Annotated in this window: 10 protein-coding genes; 4 read left to right on the top strand and 6 right to left on the bottom strand. The window is 62.0% G+C overall.

The genetic code is table 11. The features are described from left to right. Positions 1-257: 257 nt before the first annotated feature. The 4 genes from OKA05_RS15025 to OKA05_RS15010 form a co-directional block, all read right to left on the bottom strand. Positions 258-3,941 carry a beta strand repeat-containing protein gene (locus OKA05_RS15025; protein ID WP_264487985.1) on the bottom strand — a complete coding sequence of 1,228 codons (3,684 nt, stop codon included), beginning with the start codon at positions 3,939-3,941 and terminating at the stop codon, positions 258-260. A gap of 256 nt (positions 3,942-4,197) precedes the next feature. Further along, the gene (locus OKA05_RS15020) at positions 4,198-5,127 is read right to left on the bottom strand and encodes a hypothetical protein (protein ID WP_264487984.1); all 930 of its coding nucleotides are present in this window, start codon (positions 5,125-5,127) and stop codon (positions 4,198-4,200) included. Positions 5,128-5,141: 14 nt separating this feature from the next. Then, entirely contained in the window at positions 5,142-8,420 is a 3,279-nt protein-coding gene (locus tag OKA05_RS15015) for a hypothetical protein (protein ID WP_264487983.1), read from the bottom strand. A 447-nt stretch (positions 8,421-8,867) separates the two neighbouring features. Then, complete coding sequence (locus OKA05_RS15010; RefSeq protein WP_264487982.1) at positions 8,868-9,749, bottom strand: AraC family transcriptional regulator; 882 nt, start codon at positions 9,747-9,749, stop codon at positions 8,868-8,870. Between the two features lie 533 nt (positions 9,750-10,282). Here OKA05_RS15010 and OKA05_RS15005 point away from each other — a divergent pair. After that, complete coding sequence (locus tag OKA05_RS15005) at positions 10,283-11,938, top strand: beta strand repeat-containing protein (RefSeq protein WP_264487981.1); 1,656 nt, start codon at positions 10,283-10,285, stop codon at positions 11,936-11,938. Positions 11,939-11,956: 18 nt separating this feature from the next. Beyond that, positions 11,957-13,843, top strand: a complete 1,887-nt coding sequence (locus tag OKA05_RS15000; protein WP_264487980.1) for a glycoside hydrolase family 97 protein — start codon at positions 11,957-11,959, stop codon at positions 13,841-13,843. An 89-nt stretch (positions 13,844-13,932) separates the two neighbouring features. Here the strand turns inward: OKA05_RS15000 and OKA05_RS14995 are convergent, their stop codons facing one another. After that, positions 13,933-14,388 carry a hypothetical protein gene (locus OKA05_RS14995; RefSeq protein WP_264487979.1) on the bottom strand — a complete coding sequence of 152 codons (456 nt, stop codon included), beginning with the start codon at positions 14,386-14,388 and terminating at the stop codon, positions 13,933-13,935. Positions 14,389-14,411: 23 nt separating this feature from the next. After that, positions 14,412-14,912, bottom strand: coding sequence for a hypothetical protein (locus tag OKA05_RS14990; protein ID WP_264487978.1), 501 nt, complete (start codon positions 14,910-14,912; stop codon positions 14,412-14,414). Positions 14,913-15,233: 321 nt separating this feature from the next. Between OKA05_RS14990 and OKA05_RS14985 the strand changes: the two genes are divergently transcribed. Further along, positions 15,234-17,990 (top strand): discoidin domain-containing protein, encoded by a 2,757-nt coding sequence (locus OKA05_RS14985; RefSeq protein WP_264487977.1) that lies wholly within the window; start codon positions 15,234-15,236, stop codon positions 17,988-17,990. 60 nt (positions 17,991-18,050) lie between these two features. Beyond that, positions 18,051-20,267: a glycosyl hydrolase family 95 catalytic domain-containing protein gene (locus tag OKA05_RS14980; RefSeq protein WP_264487976.1), complete on the top strand. Its 2,217-nt coding sequence runs from the start codon at positions 18,051-18,053 to the stop codon at positions 20,265-20,267. Positions 20,268-20,336: the final 69 nt, after the last annotated feature.

Below are 20,336 nucleotides of genomic sequence, written 5' to 3'. Positions count from 1 at the left end.
CATCTCGACTGTGTGAATCCATGGACTTTTCGGGGAAAAATATGGACAATCCGGGGATTTAAAGAGGCCTCTAACAGATCACCTCGCCTTCTCGGAAGACTCCTGAAAGAGCGAAGGTTCGTCCCGCCCACGGCGCTCGTCACCTCCGGTCCGATGAAGCGAAAGTGCCGCGCGGACTACTCCGCACGGCACCGTTCCTTCCCTTCTTGACCTCGACGGGAAATCTATTTCATCGCGCTAGCCGCGAAATATCTGACTCAGGGCGCGACCTCCACCCGCAAGCGGGCGAATTTCTTCGCGTCCGGTGCTTGGGCGACCGTCAGCTTCACGGTGTCAGTGCCGTTGAGATTGTCCGTAACCGTCACCCCGATCGTGGAACCCGCGGTGTTGTTGCCGACGGTGAAGTTCAGCGGCCAGGTCACGAGCGTGGTGCCCACGTCGATGACCACCGACGTATCGGGAGTCTTCGAATCCTGATCGCGCAGGAAGGTGAAGACGAGGTCGCCGTTCGCGACCGAAACGGTCGGCAGCTTGCTCAGATCGTTGGTAGTGGCCAATCCACCCAGGACATACTCGACGCCGTTGGCAACCCCGTCGCCGTCGAAGTCCTGATTGGCAGTCTGCGCGGGTGCATTGGTGCTCGCCCACGAGCTGTAACCGCCGCCCACCGTCACCGCTTCGAGGGTCACCGCAGCGCTGTCGGCATAGCGAATCTTGAAGGCATTGAGACCGACCGTGAAGGTCGCCCCTTCCGCCAAGCCGCTGAAGGTGCCGCCCAGCGTGCCGCTGTAAGTGATCAACGTCAGCTTGGTGCCGAGGGTGATGGCCGCCGGAGTGCCGGCGATATCGGTGACGGCCAGAGTACCGCCCAAGGTGACATTGCCCGTGACATTCACCACGTCCGCGGAAGGCGTACCGGACGAGTTGATCTCCGCGGCAAGGATAGCACCGACCGGCAGCGCGAGATCGCCGGTTGCGAGCGACTCGATGGACTCACCTGGTGCGAGCGTGCCGCCGGATTCCAGTACCACGGCACCGCTGACGCCGCCCGTGCCGCCGAGAGTGCCGGTGGACTTGACGGTGACGGTGTTGGTACCGGTGGCGGAGCCGCTGGCGTTGTTCGCCCGCAGGGTGCCGGCGTTGATGGTGGTGGTGCCGGTGTAGTTGCTGGCGGTATCGGTGAGGGTGAGGATGCCCGTGCTGTCCTTCACGAGAACTCCCGCTCCGCTGATGGTCCCGGAGAGAATCTGGTTTGCAGTGCTGTTGAACCGCAGCGTCCCCGCATTCGAGATCGCACCGGAATAGTTGCCGCTCCGCAGGCTGCCCGCGCCCGAGATCTCAAGGGTGCCGTCGCTGATCGTGGTGGTTCCGCCGTAGCCGTGGACCCCACTCAGGGTGAGAGTGCCGGTGCTGGCTTTGACAAGATTCATGCGCTCGGGATTGGTCCCGCCAAAAGGGGCGGTCCCGATGACCCCGGAGAAATTGCCGCTGGCAATACTTACGGTCGCGAAAGCCGTGCTCGAATTCTTGATGAGCGCCCCGGAGCCGTTCAACACGTCGATGACGGTTGTGCCTGCTCCGGCGGCAACACTGACATATCCGCCGGCATCGATGGTCATGTCATTGCTGTTGGCACTTAGCAGCGTCCCGTTGAACAGGGCCAGGTTGGCCCCGCTCTTCACATGGATGTTGCCGGTGAAATTGTCGAACGCCGTGGCACTGCTGAAGGTGCTGCGACGGAAGGGGGTATTGCCGACACCGGTCGCAACGGCGATCGGGCTGCCGAGCTCCAAGGTTCCCGCACCGGACAGAGCACCTGCAAAGGTATTGGTAGCGACACCGCCGGCCGAGCGGTTCACTTTCAGGGTGCCATCCACAGTGATCACGCCCGTGCCCAGGCTGGTGTTCGTCGCCCCGTTGGACATCTCAAGCGTCCCCGTGCTACCCAGAGCCACGGAGAGGGTATTGAGACTGGTCAGGTTGCCATTGATTGCGCTGGCCGCCTTGAGCGTTGCATTGTTGCCCAGCGCCACATTGCCCGATCCCAGGGCACCGAGGTGGGAGAACGTGAGGGTGCCGCCGCCAAGGGTGGTACCGCCCGAATAGGTGTTGGCAGCGGAGAGCGCGAGGGTGCCGCTGTCCGACTTGGTGAGGCCGAAGGCACCCGAGACACTTCCTGCGACGGCGAGGGTTTTGCTGGCTGCCACAGTCCACGATTGCGAGGCACCCAGCACGACCGGGGAATGGATCGTGGCATCCTCGGTGGCATGAATGGCGCTGGCGCTACCCGTGCCCGGGCTGAGCAGCGTGATACCATGGCCATCGGCCGTGATCGTGACCGGAGTGGTGTCGGCGAAGGTGAGGCTGTTTGCAGAGAGGTTCGCACCAAGAACGACACTACCCTGCTGGGACGCACCGGTGGTGGTGGAGAAGATGATATCGGTGGCGGCGGCGGGGATAAGCCCGGTCGCCGCATAAGTCGCGGAGGACGACCAATTGCTGAGCGAACCCGTGGATAGCGCCATGGCGTTGAGCGCACCCGGAACCTTGCCACCGGACCAATAGGCTGTGGCGAGAGGGCCGGAGGCGGCATAGGAGCCGATCGTCACATCGGTGTCCGTGACATTCAGTGCCGCGGTGAAGTCGGTCGTATTGGCGATCACGTAGTTGCCGCCGCTGAGTCCGCTCGCCGCGTGCAGGAGCGTGTGGCCTGCCCCTGTGGGAGTGGCAGCATTGAGACGGAATGTGACGACTCCCGGTCCGGATGTCACCGCGGCCCCCGTGGCACTCAAGGTATCGGTGGCAGCACCGGTCCAATCGACACTGAGGATAGAACCGGACGCCAAGTTCAGACCGGTGAGGCTGCGGGTGTGCGCCGTGCCATCCGCGAGACTTAAGATGGCGCCGCCGCCCACCGCCAAGGATGAGCCTGCGGGCAAGCTGGAAGCCCCGGCGAAGGCGAGTGTTCCACCGCTGACGGTCGCCGTGCCGCTATAAGTGTTGGCGCCGGACAGAGTCTGGGTGCCAGTGCCGATTTTGATCAAGCCACCACCCGTGCCGGAGATGACGCCGGCATAGGCGGTATCGGTATTGCTCCTGCCGGTGGTCAGCGTGGCAGCTCCCAAGGTAATATTGCCGCCCGTCGCTCCACCACCGGCGAGCGAACCGATCTCGGTGTCAAAGCCGGTGATGTCCAGGGTCGCGCCCGACACATCGGCCAGCGTCACTGCCGAGGACTTGCCGAAAGCGCCGCTCGCATTGCCCACCGAAACCACTCCCGCCTTGAGGGTCCCGGCATTGATCGTCGTCGCGCCGGTATAGACGTTCGCGCCGGAGAGTGTCGTCGTGCCCCCACCCTCCTTGGTGATGAATGGAGTACCACCACCGCCACCGGGGCTCATTAGGGCATCCACCTGCCAATCGCCGGTGCCCGTGAAGAGCATCTTGAAGGCGGCGCTACCGCCTCCCGTCACGCTCGTAATTTTATTGCCCAATGTCGCCGTGCTGGAGGAATCGTTTTGGAAGGTGAAGATGCTGGCGGTTTGTGGCACGAGGGTGATATTGCCGCCGGCTGTGCCCAGCGAGAATGCCGCCGCTCCGGAGTTGATCGTGATGCCCGAGGAGGCGGCCAACCGGAAGTTCAGGGCTGCGCCGGTCGAGTTGTCGATCGAAAGCGCTGATGCCTGGGTCCCTTCCACCAGGATTCCATTGAAGCCGGTTCCGCCACCCACCGCGGCGGCGAAGGTCACGGCATTCTGGCCGCCGGTCCCGTTGAAGACCGCGCGCTCTGTGACGGTGTCAGGAATGCCACCGGTCCAATTGCCGGCGTTGCCCCACTCGGCACTGGCGCTGCCATTCCAAGTGTTGTCCGCGGCGTGCGTGGTCTGGAAGCTGGATCCAAGAAGGATGCTGAGCTGGATGAAACGAGGAGTTTTTTTCATGGGATGATCGGAATTTTGAGATACTGGAGGAATCCGATGCCGAGATGACCGCGTTCGAAGTTTCCGGGTTTTGGCCAGTGCTTTTCACGCAATGGAAAACTATCGGAGGGCACGGAAGACCGGTTCAACAAGGAGTTCCAACGGGGGCGGCGGCGAGGCGAGGCGCGGCGGGAAACCGCGACCGTCATTCGTTATCATTGGATCAGAAACGGAGCGGCCGGAACAATGGATGATTCATGGAAAAAGATGGACAATCTTAGGATTTAGATGACCAACAAGATACCCGTGGACTCGACGGATCCGAACCTCTAACAGACCGCCCATCGGGTCCGCCTTTAATCATTGCCTCCCTGGGGGCGGCCCGGAAGTTCACCGCGCGCCTGCGTGGGCGGCACCCACGATCCGCATTGTCTAGGTGAGATGTGCAAGGGGCCGCCCAGAAAAACCCAAAAACTGGGCGACCCCTCGCAACTCCTGGAAATTCTTCAGTTCCCCCCTGCCCTTCGCTCGTCCACGTCGTGAACTCCTCGACGGCACGATACGTGTAGCGGCTGTTCTTGGGATCCTTGAACACGAAGATGAAAGCACGTCGGTTCGGCGCGGCACCCCAGCGGGTCGCTCCGAACAGCTTGGTCCCGTCCTTGATCTTCGCATGGAACTCGACCTGATAGGTGGCATCATCGGCGACCACCGGCGGGCTCACCCGCTCCATGGCGTTTGGATTGAGAAGGGTCGCGGCACCGTTCAAGCGGAGCGCCACCTGAGCCTCGGCGAGATTGAAAAGATGGAGATCGCCTTCCTTGATCGCCGGATCATCGGCACGTATGACCTTTGACTGTAAGGTGTTGCCTTTCGGCAGCAGCAGCACCAGGAAGGCCTTGCCGGGATCGGGAAGACTCAAGGAGAACATAGCCTTGAAGAGCCGCTTCCCATCCGGGCCCGGCTTGCCAATGGTTCCGAGCTTGCAATCGCGGGCCGGCGCGATGATCGGCGGGCTGAAGCCATTGGTCGGAATCTCGACTTCCACCGGCTCGATCTTGTCACCGCCGAGGGCAAAGTCGAAGTCGCCCGGCGGCAACACGAAGGCACAGAGCCGGACCTTTGGCCCGCGTCCTTCGCCTGGTGTTCCGGCCCCCTGCCCGCGAGCGCAGGCGAGCGTTAGAAGAAGAATGAGAATGGAGCGCATGATGGATGATCGGTTCAGATCTCGTCCCGGCCAAGCCAGCGGAACGAAACGATGTCGAAACGGCGGCCGAAGCGCTTGTTCAATTCGCTTTTAAGCTGGGCCCTTGTGAGATGGGCCAAGTCGCTCGTATCGAGGTATTCCGGAACGCGCTGGACCACGGCTTCACAGCGGGCGCTGGCCAGCAGCTTGCCGGCCTCGTCTCGTTTTTCTCCATAGCCGCGGACGGTGAAGGTGTCCGAGTGGACGGTGATCATAGGCCCGAGACGTGTGAGAATGTCCGCTTGGTCGACATAGCCCGCCATGCCGGCAGCCCGGGCACCCTCCTCCGCTTCCTTGAACGGCAGGCCGGCGGGCAAGTCGGATTGCGCGACGGAGCGCGCACCCTTGGTCAACGTCTCGTTCACCGTCTCATCCAGCGCTGCTTGCAAGGCGCCACATTTCGCCAGCTCCTTGTCGGTACCGGGACGGCGGTTGACGAAGTCTGCGAGCGATAGGAACGGACCGCGGGTCTTCACCTCCTCCACCATCGACTCGGCAAGTTCACGAAGTTGTTCGTCGTCGAGACTGCGGAAGCCCATCCACTGCTCCTCGAGATCGGTATTGGCGAGATCCTCTTCATCAAGGGAAGAGGATCCGGGCACGAGCAACGCGGGAATGGGATTCGTCTCGGCGGGCGTGGTCCAGTTGATGCCACCGGAATTGCCCTGCGGCGAGGCAACGGGAATTTGCCGGCCGCGAAGGTTGGCGAGCATCGCGGTCCAGGCCTGGACGCTCGTGGAGTTCACATTGAACGCGCCGTCGATCATCAGGTGGGCAGCCGAGCGCAGGTGCGCGTCGGTGCGGGGCTTGGTGCCGGAGAACAAATCCTCGACTGGCTCCGGAGTTTGCTTGCCCGCGTAGAGGCCCATGCGCGGGTTCGCGAGCGGGGCCTTGCGCTCGACGAAATCGGTAAGCACCTGGCGTTGTCCGGCGACCTTGTTCGCCTCGACATAAGCGGGCGACTCGTGCGGAGCGATCGAGGAAAAGAACCAGCGGTCCCATAGCTCCAGATTCGCGTGGTAGGAATGATCGATCGCTTGCAGGCCGCCATTGGTAGTGCCGCTGACGCGCGAGGGCGAAAAAATCGGCAGCGCGTGGGAGTTGCCGATGATCTGCGCGACCGTCGGCTCCAACTTGCGTTGCACGTAATTGGCGTCGTCGCCGCTATTCAGCGCGCCGATGCCATTGGCTGCGGCATGCTGGAAGGCCGCGATCGAATGAATCGGCGTGCGCGGAATCGACTGGGCAATGAGGTAGCGCTGGCCTGCGGAAGCGAGGTAGTTGCCGCCGTAGAAGCCGCTTCCACCCAGCACGTCGAAGCCAGTGCTATCGAAGCTGCCGCCGAGAGGCTTCATCGTCACCTCCATCCCTTGGCTGGCCAGTTCGGCATCGTCCAGGCTCTGGAGGTCATACCCCCCCGCCCCACGGGTCACACGGGAAAGGAACCGGCCAGGCAAGCGGGCGTCCTCTTCCGTACGCATCGCCAACGAGAAGAAAGCGACAGGCTTCTTGCCTGCTTTCCCGGAAATCTCGGCAGCCGTGCCCAAGTCGATCTTCCCCACCGGTGGGAAGAGTTTCACATTCGCGCTAGCATTAAGTGCACTCCCGAACCCGGTGCGATCCACCATCATCCCGCCCGCCCAGCGCGGCTGTCCGGGAAGATTGAGGTCCCTGCCGACCCATTCCAGGAACTCCACCAGTCCCCAATCCGCAGCACCCCGGCGGGACGAGGCCTCCATGTCCACCGTCACGCGTTCGCCGGCGGCGTAAGGCGATTTCAGATCGATGACGAACCCTCCCTTTCGGCCCCAGCCAAGTCGCCCCGGCGCGTGGGTGACGCGAGCCCCGTCGAGTTCCTGGCTGCCCGCTTGGGAATAGATCAGGACTTCGCCCGGACGGATCGCCAGCGGGTCACCTCCGGCTACGCCGATTTCCAGGGAGGTGAGGGAGTCCGCTCCCACCAGGGTGTTGAAATGCTTGCGCGCGCCGCCGACCAGCGAGCCATTCTTGTAGATTCCCACATCATACGGCAGTCCCCACAAACGCACCGTCATATGGGTGCTTGTATCGGGATTCGAACCATTGGGAATGCGCAGCGAAACATCGTAGGGATTCCACAGGGTGACGATCGGATCGAGCACCATCTTGAGCCCGTAAGTGGACTGGCCGCTGGCAGGAGGATCGGTGCGCAGCGACACCATCCATCCGATGCGGATCATCAGCGGGCGATTGTAGGGACCGAAGGGACTGGCGGCCTCCGAGGCCGGGTCGCTGAGTCCACTGAGCAGCGGCGCGTTCGACGGGAGCTTGCCGCCGTCGGGATGGCTGCCGCCACCGGGCTGCAGCTTGCGCCAGAGGTTGTAGTAGGCCCACAGCTCGCCGAAATGAACGCCGCCTTTCTGATAGAGCGGCTCCTTCGGCCGGGATGCCTCGGGCTTTTCCAAGTAGAATGAGAGGTCTTTGCGCAGACCGCCGTCCCGCACGTTGGCGACCACCCCGCGGGACCAGGTGGTGAAGTCATGGCGCAAGCTGGGGCGCGACGATTGCGTGGCCCCGAGCAACTCCCCGGTCGTGAGCGACGGTAAACCGGCCAACCGCTCGTCCGCCGGATCCACCGCAGCCAACGCAGTCGAGGACTGGTGCCCAGGCGCAATCACACTCTGGGCGGAGGTCATCCATTCCGCGATGGTGGCACCTGATTCCGCCCTCCAGTTCAGGCGCGCCTTCGCATTTTCATCGCCCACCCACCAAGCCAGCGCTGCGCGATCATCCATGGGCACGAGACCCGCCTCGATGCGATCTTTTGTCTCTCCCTTTAAGATCGCCGTGGTGACTGCCCCGATGTCGACCGAACTCGCGGCGTCTTCCTTCCGCAGTGCCGCCTCATTTCCCGAAACCAGCCAACGGACGAACACCGGGGTCTTTGGCCGGGCACCATTGCCCTGCCAACTGTCATAGACCCCGGTCCAGTGGCGGCGCGGCGATGACTCGTCACTGGCGACCTGACCGCCGGGAACATTCACCCGCTGATCCGGACCAAGCGAGGTTTGCAAGTCGCCGATGGCCATCGTCAGTGCCAGCCGGGCATTCGCGCGGGCCTCGGCGGCATCGGAATCACGAGTGGAAGTGCGAAGATTGATGCTGGAAAGCGTCAGCATCCCGACCGATAGCACCACCAAGAGCACCATCAGGCTGAGAGAGATCACCAAGGCAAATCCCTCGCCACCACGGGATTCAAGTTTGCGAGCTTTCATGGCTTTTGGGAAATCAGCAAGGCGGCGATCGAGACCGCACGCGGGTACGATTTGAGTGCAATCAAATCAGTTACGAGGGCCGGAAAACAATGGATGATTCGGGGTAAAAGATGGACGTTCCGATGATTTGAATCGGAACCATCAGATTTCCATCAGTGACCCTGCGAGAGTGCGCGCCCTAATCTCGGAGATGCCTCTTCACCGAAGCGCATAATCGGAGCGCGCGTGAACCTGGCGAAAAAAGTTCAATGGTTCGTGCGCCCGCAGATCTTGAGCTGATAGGAGTAATCCGATGACCGGGCCGACACTCGTGCAGGGCAGTCCCGGGAGTAGCGCGCTACGATCACACGCCATCCGCATCAGAAATCCCCGGACACTTCGCGGCTCGAAAGCCCTAACAGACGTGGCCGGGATTTATCGCTGCCTAACAAGCCAACCTTTCACCGGCTAGGACATGTGGATCCCCAGTTCGCGGCGATGGGCGCGTGGTGATTGACCCGTGTGACGGCGGAACAAGCGGCTGAAATAATAGGGATCCTCATAGCCGACCTGGGTGGCGATCTGGGCCACGGTGAGACCGGATTCCTGCATCAATGCCGAGGCAATTTGAAGTCGCAGGCGAATGAGAAACTGTTTCGGCGGGCAGCCGGCCTGCTTGTGGAAGCGGTCGGTGAAATGGGCGAGTGACATGCCGGCCGCCGCGGCGAGCTCTTCAATCCGCCAATCACGGGTCGGCTCGTCCTGGAGCTGACGGATGGAGGTCAACACCCGGTCCTCCGTGCGCCGTGCACGTGCACTGCCCGATGACGAATAAACGCGCGCGAGCCCGATAAGACGGGACAAGCCGGTGGTCAGTCCGAGCAACCCGGATTCCGAGAATCCGTCGAGGGCGTGGCGATAGGTTTCCTCGAATGCCTGTTGCATGGCGGCCTCCTTCGGCACCTCCAACAGCGGGCTATCCCCGGTGAGGGCGAGAGCTTCAACGTAGTCCGCGGCGCGATGGCCGGTGAAATGAACCCAAAAAATGCTCCAGGGATCCGCCGCGTCGGCGAAGTAAGAGTGAGCCTCGTCGGGAGGCAGCAGGATAAGACCGCCGGAACCGATGTCCCATGTCTGGCCGCGGTACTTGCAGTGGCCCGCACCGGCCAAGCAATAGATGAGAACGAAATGGGGACAGCCTTTGCGCCGGTATACGAAGTGGTTTCGCGCGCTGTTGAAGTGGCCGATGTGAGTGACCTGCAGATCGCGGATCACGGGCAGGGCTTCTCCTCTCCGGAGCCGGTCTTGCGGGACGATCAGCAGGCGCTGTCCCGCAAATCCTTCAGCCACCCGGGAGGAGGGAGGGGGCAGAGCCAGTTTGTTCCGAACCTTCGGCATCCAAACACACCATACGGTGACAAAACGTGGATTCGTCCATCTTTTTCCATGAAAGGTCCATTGTTTCAGACACGGCATCGGTGATTGGATTTCATGGAAGCGGCCCGTGGTTTTCCGCCCCGCTGATAACCGGAAGAACCATGAACGCTTGCGAGGGATTCCCCCTTGATAATTCTCCCCGACCAGATGGTGCACTGGGTTGTGCCGCCGGTGGGCCTACTGTTCCTCGGACGATCGCGCGTTCAAATGCCCGGCTGGCGATCCAGTTGGCGATCGGCGGGAACCGGCGTTCAGCTTCAAAGCCCATCCTTCCACGGCCGCCGGCGTCGAGCCGCCGCAGTTCCTGTGTCTCGAAATCGAAAAAACCTTCCCGCAGCGCGAAACTTCCAGATTACCCCGCGAAATGATGCGGCCTGCGCCTATGCCCTCGTTCAAGGGCAATCCCCTCCCCGCCCTGCTCCTCGAATCCTTTTCAAAGCAAGCACATGAAGCCCTCCCGTCCCGCCATCGCGGCTAGCAAAATCGCCGCCCGCACCCTCACCCTGCCACTGATCGTGCTTGGCCTCTGCGACAACTCCCGCGCCGCCGACTTCTACTGGGATGCGAATGGCGTCACAGCAGGCACCGGCGGCGGAGGCAGTTGGAACACCGCCGGAACCTGGCGCGACGGATCGGCCACGGGCACCTTGGGAAACTGGGTCAATGGAAGTAGCGCGATCTTCGGCGGCACGGCCGGCACCGTCAGCGGGGTCGCTGCCACGGCCATCAGCGTCAATCAGATCAAGCTGACAAGCGCCGCGACTTTCACGGGCACTAACAATCTCTCCTTTGTCGGCACGTATTCGGACAGCGTTCTGGCCTTCGATGCCCTCGGGGTCACCACCAGCATCAATCTGAGTCAGAAGATCACCGGTACTATCAACGGCGGACTGGTCCTCAACGGAAGCGCCACCAGCACCAGTGTCGTTGCAGGCGACCGGCTTTACCTGAGCAACGCCAACAACGACTTCGTCGGTGATGTCACGGTCCTCGGAGGGAAACTCCATACCACTTCCTTTCTCGGCAACGTTAACAACAAGGTCATTCTCATAGGGGGGGCCTATTTTAACAATGGTGGCACCGGCTCCAGCAGGAACATTCAAGTCGACGCAGCCAGCGTCATCAGCAGTACCATCTCCGTTGCTCCCACCCTGAGCGGAGCCATTTCCGGCACCGGCAACCTCACCTACCTCACATCAGGGGCGGTGACGCTGACCCTTTCGGGCAGCATGTCGGGCTACTCCGGGACCTTCGAGAACGCCAGCACCGGCGGCAACATCAACCTCGGAACCACCGCCAGCGGCGGAAAGTGGAAGTTCTCGAGCAATACGACCACAACCCTGACGGCGACCAACGGAGACGCCATCGCCCACGGCACCGGAGCCGGTGCAGGCAACCTGCTCATGAACGGCGGCACGCTGAACATGAACGGCAAGTCGGAAACCATCAACGGGCTTTCCGGGGCGACTGGCACGGTGAGGAATTCACTGAGTGCCACGGCATCGACCCTTACCGTCGGCGACGGAGACGCCACCGCCACCTACGACGGAGTGCTGATCAACGGCGGCACTGGCACTCTCGCGTTTACCAAGATCGGTAACGGCACCCAAACTCTCGGAGGCAACAGCACTTACACCGGAGGGACCACGATTTCCGCCGGCACGCTCCTGATCACCGGCTCGCTCGGCAACACTGCCGTCACGGTCGGTGCCGCAGGCACTCTCGGGGGCGATGGCACCATCGGCGGCGGAGCCCTTCACTTTGAGGATGGCGCTAGGTTTGTTTTCAGCACCACCGAGACCCTGACCGTGAACGGCACCGGTGGTGCCGGCGTCACCTTCGTGGGCTTCGGAGTGGATGACCTGATAGGCTTGAATAGCTCCGTGGCAAACGGCATCTACTCGCTGATCGACGGGACGGCGACGGTTCACACCGCCAATCTCGCCAACTTCGGCATCGCGAATGCCTTTGATCTCGGTGGAGGGAAGTCCGCCTATTTCGAACTCGGCAGCCTCAACGTCGTGGTTATTCCTGAACCCAAGGCCGCACTCCTCGGCGGGATCGGCGTTCTCGCCCTGCTGCGCCGCCGCCGTCCCCGGTAAATCTAGTCATCGTTACCTATGCATATCCTGAATCCAACCGTCCTGCTTGCGCTGCCTTTGATCGGAGCACTGCCGCTCTCCGCCGCCGTCGTGGTCGAACGCACCCTTGCCAGCCCGAACGGGGCCTTGGTCTTCACGCTCGAACGCGACGAGGCGACTCAGGACTTGAGCCACAACGTGACATATTCCGGCCGGCCGGTGATCACCCGCGGCAACTTGGGAATCCAGATCGGTGAAACCACCGTGGTCGCTGATGAAGGAACCATCCAAAAGGTGGCCGAGAAGACCATCCATACCAAATGGTCCGATCGTTTCGGTGAGCGTTCCGAAGTGCCCGACCACTATCGCGAGGAGACCCTTACGCTCTCCCATTCCGACCACGGAAAGTTCGGCGTGAAGCTCCAGATCCGGGTCTATGACGAAGGCGTTGCCCTGCGTTACCTGATCGATGGCGACGGCACCGTGATGGGAGAGTTCACCAGCTTCCCCTTGCCCGAAGCCACCCAGGTATGGATCTCCGGCTCGACCCAAGGCCACATCTCCAAGGTTCCGGTCACCAAGATGAAGTCATCCGTCAGCCCGGTGCTGGCAGAGGTGGCAGCCGATCTTTTCGCCGCTCTCGGAGAAGCCGCACTGATCGATGGATCGAGGATGGGTTACACCCGTAGCGGCACCTCTACCTTGGACTGCAAGATTGCGGGCCGGATGGCATTCTCCGGATCATTCACCAGCGCGTGGCGCTTCGTTCGTGTCGCCCCGACCCCGGGCGCTTTGCTCGAAGGGAATCATTTCGTGCTCAATCTGAATGAGCCGTCCAAACTGGCCGACACCTCGTGGATCCGCCCCGGCAAGGTGCTACGCGAAGTCACGCTGACCACGCAGGGCTCCATGGCCAGCATCGATTTCGCCGCCGCCCACAAGCTCGAATACATCATGTTCGACGCCGGTTGGTATGGACCGGAAAACAGCGCCGCATCCGACGCCAGCAAGGTCAACCTCGATCCCAAGCGTTCGCCCGGCCCGCTCGATCTGCCAGCAGTCATCGCCTACGGCAAAAAGAAAGGCGTCGATGTCATTCTCTACGTCAACCAGCGGTCGCTGGGGCCGCAGCTCGACAAGATCGTTCCCCTCTATCAGTCGTGGGGAGTTGCCGGCATGAAGTTCGGCTTCGTCACGGTCGGATCTCAATCGGCCACCCGCTGGCTGCACCATGCCGTGAAGAAATGTGGAGACCATCAACTGATGGTGGACATCCACGATGACTTCCGGCCAAGCGGAACCTCGCGGACCTATCCGAACCTGATGACCGTGGAAGGCATCCGCGGCGATGAGGAATCCCCCAGCAATGCGGCCGTGCTAAATAGCGTCTTCGTCCGCGGACTGGTGGGCGCGGGTGACCAGACCAACTGCTACTTCGCGCCGCGCGTCAAAAAGATGGGCTCGCATGCTTCGCAGCTTGCCAAGTCGGTGTGCATCTTCAGCCCCTGGCAGTTCCTCTATTGGTATGATCGCCCGGCCGGTGCGCCGCAAGTCGGCGGAGCCGGCAACGCGGCGTCGGTGCTTGAGGAGGTCCCCGAGCTGACCTTCTTCGACCGCTTGCCCACGACTTGGGATGAGACGCGGGTCATCGACGGCTATCCCGGCAGCCACGCCACCATAGCGCGGCGCAAGGGCAAGGTCTGGTTCCTGGCTGGGCTCAACGGTTCCACCGCGCGGACCTTCGACGTCCCGCTCGCTTTCCTCGATCCCTCCGCGACTTATCGGGCGGAGAGCTTCGTGGATGATCCCTCGATCGCCACCACCACCAAGGTGCGCATCAACCAACGGCAAGTAGATCACAAGACGACTCTCACGTTCCCCGTCGCTGCCTCCAATGGCTTCGCCGCCATCTTCACTGCGGAGTGACCCTCAAGATTTCCCCGGTCGAGGTAGGGGAAACTGACGACGCCGCGCGGAGCAATCCGCGCGGCGTTCCAATCTCCGCAAGCCAAAGGCTATTCGAGACCCAGTTGCTTCTTCAACCGCTGGCCCGGCGGTTCCCACGGCGCTTGGGGTGACATACCGCCGAAGCCCCATTTGTAGGTGAAGGGCAGGCCATCGGGATGATTCGCGGGATAGGCCCGCCCGGTAGCCTTGAACAACACGAAGCCGTCTCCGTGGATCCGTTGGATGCGCGTGAGATCCACCCGGGTGCCAACTGGCAACACCTGCTGCAGCGCCAGCCCTTCGTGCCTGCGATTGCGCTTCCCATGCTCGATCAGCACGGCCGAACGCCCCTCCCCTAACAAGTCGCAGGACTTCACCAATTGACGCGGCTCCTGCAGATAAACCGCCACGCGCGGATCGAGGGACACGTCCTTGGTCGAGCCCGGGAAACCCGTGCAGGAGGGAAACGCGAGCAAGGACAAGACGGCGAGGCGCCTGAGGAGCGAGGCAAGTCGGGATTTCATGGCGATGTGATTGTTGCGGTGGATCACTCGGGGCGCTTGCCGTCGAACCAACGCTTCAGTTCCCGGTCCGTGGCGGGAGCCATCTTGACCTTGACGGCTTGCTTGCCTTGCTCTCCCAGGTTGAGCACCAGGCGGTCCTTGGCGGGCTTGGTGATCTCAAGTTGGATCGACTCCGCGTCCGGATGTTCCTCGGGATCGGGCGTGAATATCACCGCGCCGTCCTTCATCTTCCAGTTACCGGTCGTGGGGTAATCGTAGGTGAGACCCTGCTTGCCCTTCGGATCGATATCGTCCGCAGGCTGGAAGAATATCAGGGCTGCCTTCTTGTCGCGATAGAAAGCGAGGAGGACGGTGGTGGGTGCTGCCTCAAGGCCGACCACTCCCACCCACGCACCGATCAGATCGGTCTCTGCGAGAGGAGCTAAAACCGGAGCCGGTGGCGCGGGTTTCGCGAGGGAAGGTTTTTCTTCTGCGGCACCAGCAAAGCATGCCGTGGCGATGGCAAGACAAGGCAGTGCGAGCATGGAGTGAAAACAATGGGGCGAGCTCAGTGGCTTCATTTCGAATGCACTGCACCTTCTGGCAGTAACTTCGAGGTTGCAGAAATCGGAGCAGCGAAGGAAATCGAAATGCTGGCGTGTATCATCGCCAGAACCGATTACCACCGGTGTGCCATTCTTTTGAACGTCCAGCAACTGAAGCCTAGGTTCGTCCATCTTTTTCCGAGGTTGGTCCATTGTGAAGCGAGGCCGGAATCATGTTCACTGAAAGGCAATGGAATCCGGCTCTTGCCGGTGTCCTCGCGGCGGCGGCGCGTTGCCCCGCTGCTCCTCTCCTCCATCGTCATGAAAAACTCCGTTCTCCTCGCGCTGTGCTGTCTGATGGCCTCCTCTTCGGGGCGTCTCAAGGCCCAAGCAGTGAGCATCCCATCCGCGCCCGCGCCGGCAGATGTCGCCGCGGCAACGCTGTTAGAATCCTTGCCCGCGGGCCAGTTCCTCCATGCGGCGTGGGTGGAAGGAGATCATCGCTTCACGCCCGAGGTGCGCGCCGCGTTCCTTGCCTTTTCCAAAGCGCAGGCCGCGGCGGAGCTGGCCGCCGCCGGCGAAACCCTGCCCCCGGACTTTCTCGCCTGGGTGGATTCCGACCCGCTCGTGGAAGCCACGGTATATGGGATCAAGAGCCGGCCGGCCAACGTGCTGCGCATCCTCCGTTCGCTGGACTTGGACTTGGGTTCCGAGGTCGTTCGCAAGCAATACACCCAGCTCGCCTTGGCCATGGCGGTGAGCAATGCCGACGCCAAGGATCTCGCCGCCCTTGGCGTGAGCCTCACCGGCCGCACGGTGATGAAGCTGGTCATTCCTCCCAATCCGCTCAAGCCAGTCGACACCAAGGATCCCACGCGCGAGTTGGATGTGAACGATCACATCATCAATTTCCTCAACAGCAAACCGCTGGAATACGAAGTCAAAATCAAACCCGCCAAGAAAGGCGATCCCGTCACGGTGGAAAAACGCAACCGCCCGATGGTCGGGGCGGATGTGATCAAGAGCAAGGAGCTGCAGCAGCAGTTCAATACCTACATGGAGGAGCGCGACCAGAGCGCGCGGGTCGATTGCCTGCCGCCGAACCCGAGCTTGTATGCGAAGATGGGGCCGACCGTCCAAGCCTCCGAGATGTTCCGCAAAACCTATCTGGCGAAAGGCTTGCTGCCTGAGCGGGATCCCGTCCCCACCTTGGCCGAAACCTGCGCGTTCCTCATCCGCAACGACCAGCACGTCTTCGCGAAGGAAACCCAGCGCACCTGGCCGATCTTTCCGCTGAAGGCCCCGTGGCCGGCACTGGTCCTGCTCGCCACCCAACGCGACCCGCTGCGGGAGTGTCAGGAGATCTGGGAAAACTATCGCGATACCGGCCGCGCCACCAAGGGCGGCCCGGCCTATGTCGGCAGCATCGCGCAGAAGCCTGACCTGCTGCGTGCCCGCTCGGTTGCGCCATTGGATTTCGGCTATGGCTCGGTGCAGATGATGTGCAAGGATGGCGGTGTCTGCGGCGTCGTCTCTGGCGTTAGCGTGCGTACCCAATTAGCCTTGGGCCGCCCCGCTGCCACCACTCGTGAGCCCGGGCACTGCGGCACCACCGGCGTCCGCTTTGACGCCGCGACGAACACCTATCAGTTCGGCAGCGGACTCTCTCCGGTGCTGTGGCCCTTCAGCAATCCCGCCGCCACCCTGACCTCTCCCCGCCGCGCCGCCACCACTGGCTTCGCCGTTAATTTCGGGATGCCGGCGTTCCTCGACTCGATGATGGCGGCCCGCTTGTGGAGCCTGCTTTCCCCCGATGACCGACAGGCCAATGGACTCGAACTGGTGAAGAGCGGGCTGGACCTCAACCCCTACAACATCCTCTTGACCGAAGCCGCCGCCGACTTCGATCCGCGGACGCAACTGCGGCTGATCCAATGGCTGGCCGAACGGCAGGCCGCCATCAACAAACCGGGCTGCCCGGTCTTTCTCCTGCATGTGCACGAGATGTTCGCGAAGACAGCCCTCTCCAAACCCGTTCCGCAAGACAAGGAGGCATGCCGCGAGATCCAAGCCTACCTGCTTGAGAAGAAGATCGGCACTCCCCTCGCCTTGGCCCGTTACCAGACAGCCGTGGACGGCCTGCCGGCCACGTTGGCCAAGGCCGAAGATGTCTTGAATAGCCACATCGCCTCCGTGCGCGGTGCTGCGACCTGCAAGGCGACCGCCGACCTCCTCCACGCGGCGTCCCAGCAAATCCCCGGCAAGGCGGAACAGCGTGCATGGGCCAAGGCGCGTCTCGGCGACTACGCCGGGCATGAGTTGTATCTCAGCGGCAAGAAGATCGTCACCGATGCCTGCGTGCCGGTCCTCGCAAAGATCGCCGGTGAAAAAGTCCGCCCTCAAGCCGCGATGATCCCGGCTTTCCTTGAATCCCTGACCGCCCGTCTACAAGCCGACATCGAAGGCACGCACGATCCGCGCGCCTGCCAGAAATTGCTCGCCGAAGTTCGTGTCGTCCTTCCGCAGCTTACCGACGCGGCGCAAAGGAGACAGTGGTGTGAAGGACTCGCACGCCTCATCGGCGACCGTGCGCCGTACCAGGACCTCAAGCGCACAGTGGTGAAATTCGACTGGAAGGTCACCGACTGCTCCCGCGAGTCCACGATTCGCCGCGGCGTCGCCACCCAGGCGATCGACGGCAACGCGACCTCCGTTTGGCACACCATGAACACCAAGGAAGACCAGGGAGGCCTGCCGCAGGACTTCTCGGTGGACATGGGCGAAGTCAAAACCCTTACAGGATTTACCTACCTGCCGCGCGTGACGATGAGTTCAGGCATGGTCGATCATTGCGCCTTCTTCACGTCCCTCGATGGCAGCACCTGGACCTTGGCCGCAGAGGGAAAATTCGACGACCTGCTCAAGTCGATCAAAGCGGGGCCGGAAGAGCAAAAAGTCACCTTCGCCCCTACTCCGGCCCGCTACTTCAAATTCGTGGCCAAGCATGTCCTCAAGGACGACTACTGCGCCGTCGCCGAGATCGGCGTGATCGAAGAGGAAGACGCTCCTTCTCGATGAAGGAGCTGAGTCTCTCTTGATTGCCGCCTCGGATCGCTTGCCTACTAACAGAAATCTGCAGTGAAACATTTGATTGCTGGCGGCTTCATCTCGCTATTCCTGCTGGCCGCACATGGCCGGGCGGCAACTCCGGCAGCCACACCCCAAGCAACCGCATTCGCTCAAAACGCGGTCGATTGGCCTGTCTTCATGGCGAAGCAGGACATGCATTTCACCAAATTGCCACGCAATTGGAAGGAAGCTCCCCATTTCGGCAACGCCTCCGTCGGGTCCATGCTTTATCTGGCCGACAGGTCCGGCACCGCACTGCGATTGCAGGTTTTCCGCTCCGATGTGCAGGACCACCGCGATGACTCGTACGGCTGGGCCGCATACAGCCGCCCGCGTTTGGGCATCGGTCACTTCGATCTCCACACGACCGGTAAAATCACCGGCTGCGATTGGCGCAAGGACCTGTGGAATGCCGAGCTGACCGGCTCCATCACCACGGACAAAGGGGAAATCAAAATCCGTCATTTCACTCATGCGGACGACGATGCCATCGTCACCGAGCTGACGCCCTCATCAGGGGAAAAAGACTGCCATTGGACCTGGCATCCGCTTCCGGCAAAAACCACCCGCAGTGGCGGCCCGGCAAAACTCGCCAAGAATCCGAATCCGCCGGGGCGCTTGGAGAAGCGAGGTGACACCTCGGTGTGGATCCAGGACTTCCTGGCCGGCGGCCAATACGCCACCGCCTGGGCAGAGCGGAACGACAAGGGCACACGCACCCACGTCGCCACCATCGCGCACAGTCATCCGGCCTCTACCGCCGCCGATACCGCCGCGACCGGCATCAACCGTTTTAAAAAAGCGAATCCATCCGTCTGGCATCAGGCGCATCGCGATTGGTGGCATCGCTACTACCCGCAAAGTTTCGTCTCCCTTCCGGACGCAAAACTCGAGGCGCTCTACTGGCAGACCATTTACCGCTTCGGCTCCATCACGCGCTCCGGCCGTTTTTATGTAGATACGCCGGGCATGTGGGCACAGGGCGGGTCGTGGTGCTATACCACCACTGACTGGAACATCGAGGCCGCCCATTGGCCCGTCTATACCGCCAACCGTCTGGATCAGGGCGCGGCCTTGCTGGAAGCATTCCACAGGAACCGGGAGGAATTGGTCAAAGCGGTTCGCCCCGTGGAGTGGCAAAAGGATTCCGCCTACCTGCCCGTGACCGTCTCCGGCGACCTTCAAGGCAACCGCGACGACCTCAAATCATCGCACCATTTCGACATGTGCATGGGCAACCTCACGTGGACCATCGCCAACTTCTGGAAGCACTACCGCTACTCGATGGATGAAGCGATCCTGCGCGAGCAAGTTTTCCCGCTGCTCCGGCGCAGCATCAACATGTATCTGCACCTGCTGACGGAGGGGCCCGACGGCAAACTACACCTGCCACCCACCTACTCGCCCGAAGCGGGAACCTTCGAGGACGCCAACTATGATCTGGCGATGCTCAAGTGGGGTTGCCACACCCTGATCAAGTCCGCCGGCATCCTGAAGATCGATGACCCGCTGATCCCACGCTGGAAGGAGGTGATCGCCCGAACGATCGACTTCCCACAAGACGAACGTGGCTTCCGACTCGGCAGCAACCGGACAGCGGATCCCGGCCACCGGCACCTGTCCCATCTGGTGATGATCTATCCCCTGTATCTCGTGAATAGCGAGCAACCGGAGCGGAAGGAGGCATTGGAAAAATCCTACGCCGCCGCCAACGCGGTGCGTGGCCTGCCAGCCATGGTCCAGTCCCATGCCGCGCCCATCGGCGCGAACCTCGGGAATGGCGACGCGACGCTGCTCGGCTTGCGACGCCTGCAACGGGATCTCCTTCCCAATGGCATGTGGTATCCCTCATCCCCCTGCCTGGAATCATCACTCGGCGCGGCCAACATCGTGCAGGAGATGCTGCTCCAGAGCTGGAGCGATCCGACCAAAGACGACGCCGGTCCTATCCGGGTGTTTCCCGCATGTCCCACCTCATGGCAGGATGTGACCTTCCACGACCTGAGGACTGAAGGCGCGTTCCTCGTCTCCGCGGAACGCAAGGGCGGCGTCACCCAATGGGTGCGCATCAAGAGCCTCGCTGGCGAACCCTGCCGTGTGCGCCCCGCCCTGAATGGGGCCCTCCAAGTCAAGGGTCCGCGCACCATCGCATTCAAGACCGTGGCACCCGGCGTGTACGATCTCGATCTCAAGAAAGACGAGGAAGTGCTGCTGACTGGAGAATGAAGCAGGCAAGGCATCGAGATGATCCCCATGAATGCACCTGCTCGACCGTGCCAGTTCGGAACCTCCCCT

Origin of the sequence: Luteolibacter arcticus (assembly GCF_025950235.1) — a bacterium.
Lineage (GTDB): Bacteria > Verrucomicrobiota > Verrucomicrobiia > Verrucomicrobiales > Akkermansiaceae > Haloferula > Haloferula arctica.
The sequence above is the reverse complement of the archived record's forward strand: the minus strand, read 5'-3'. Positions and strand labels throughout refer to the sequence as shown.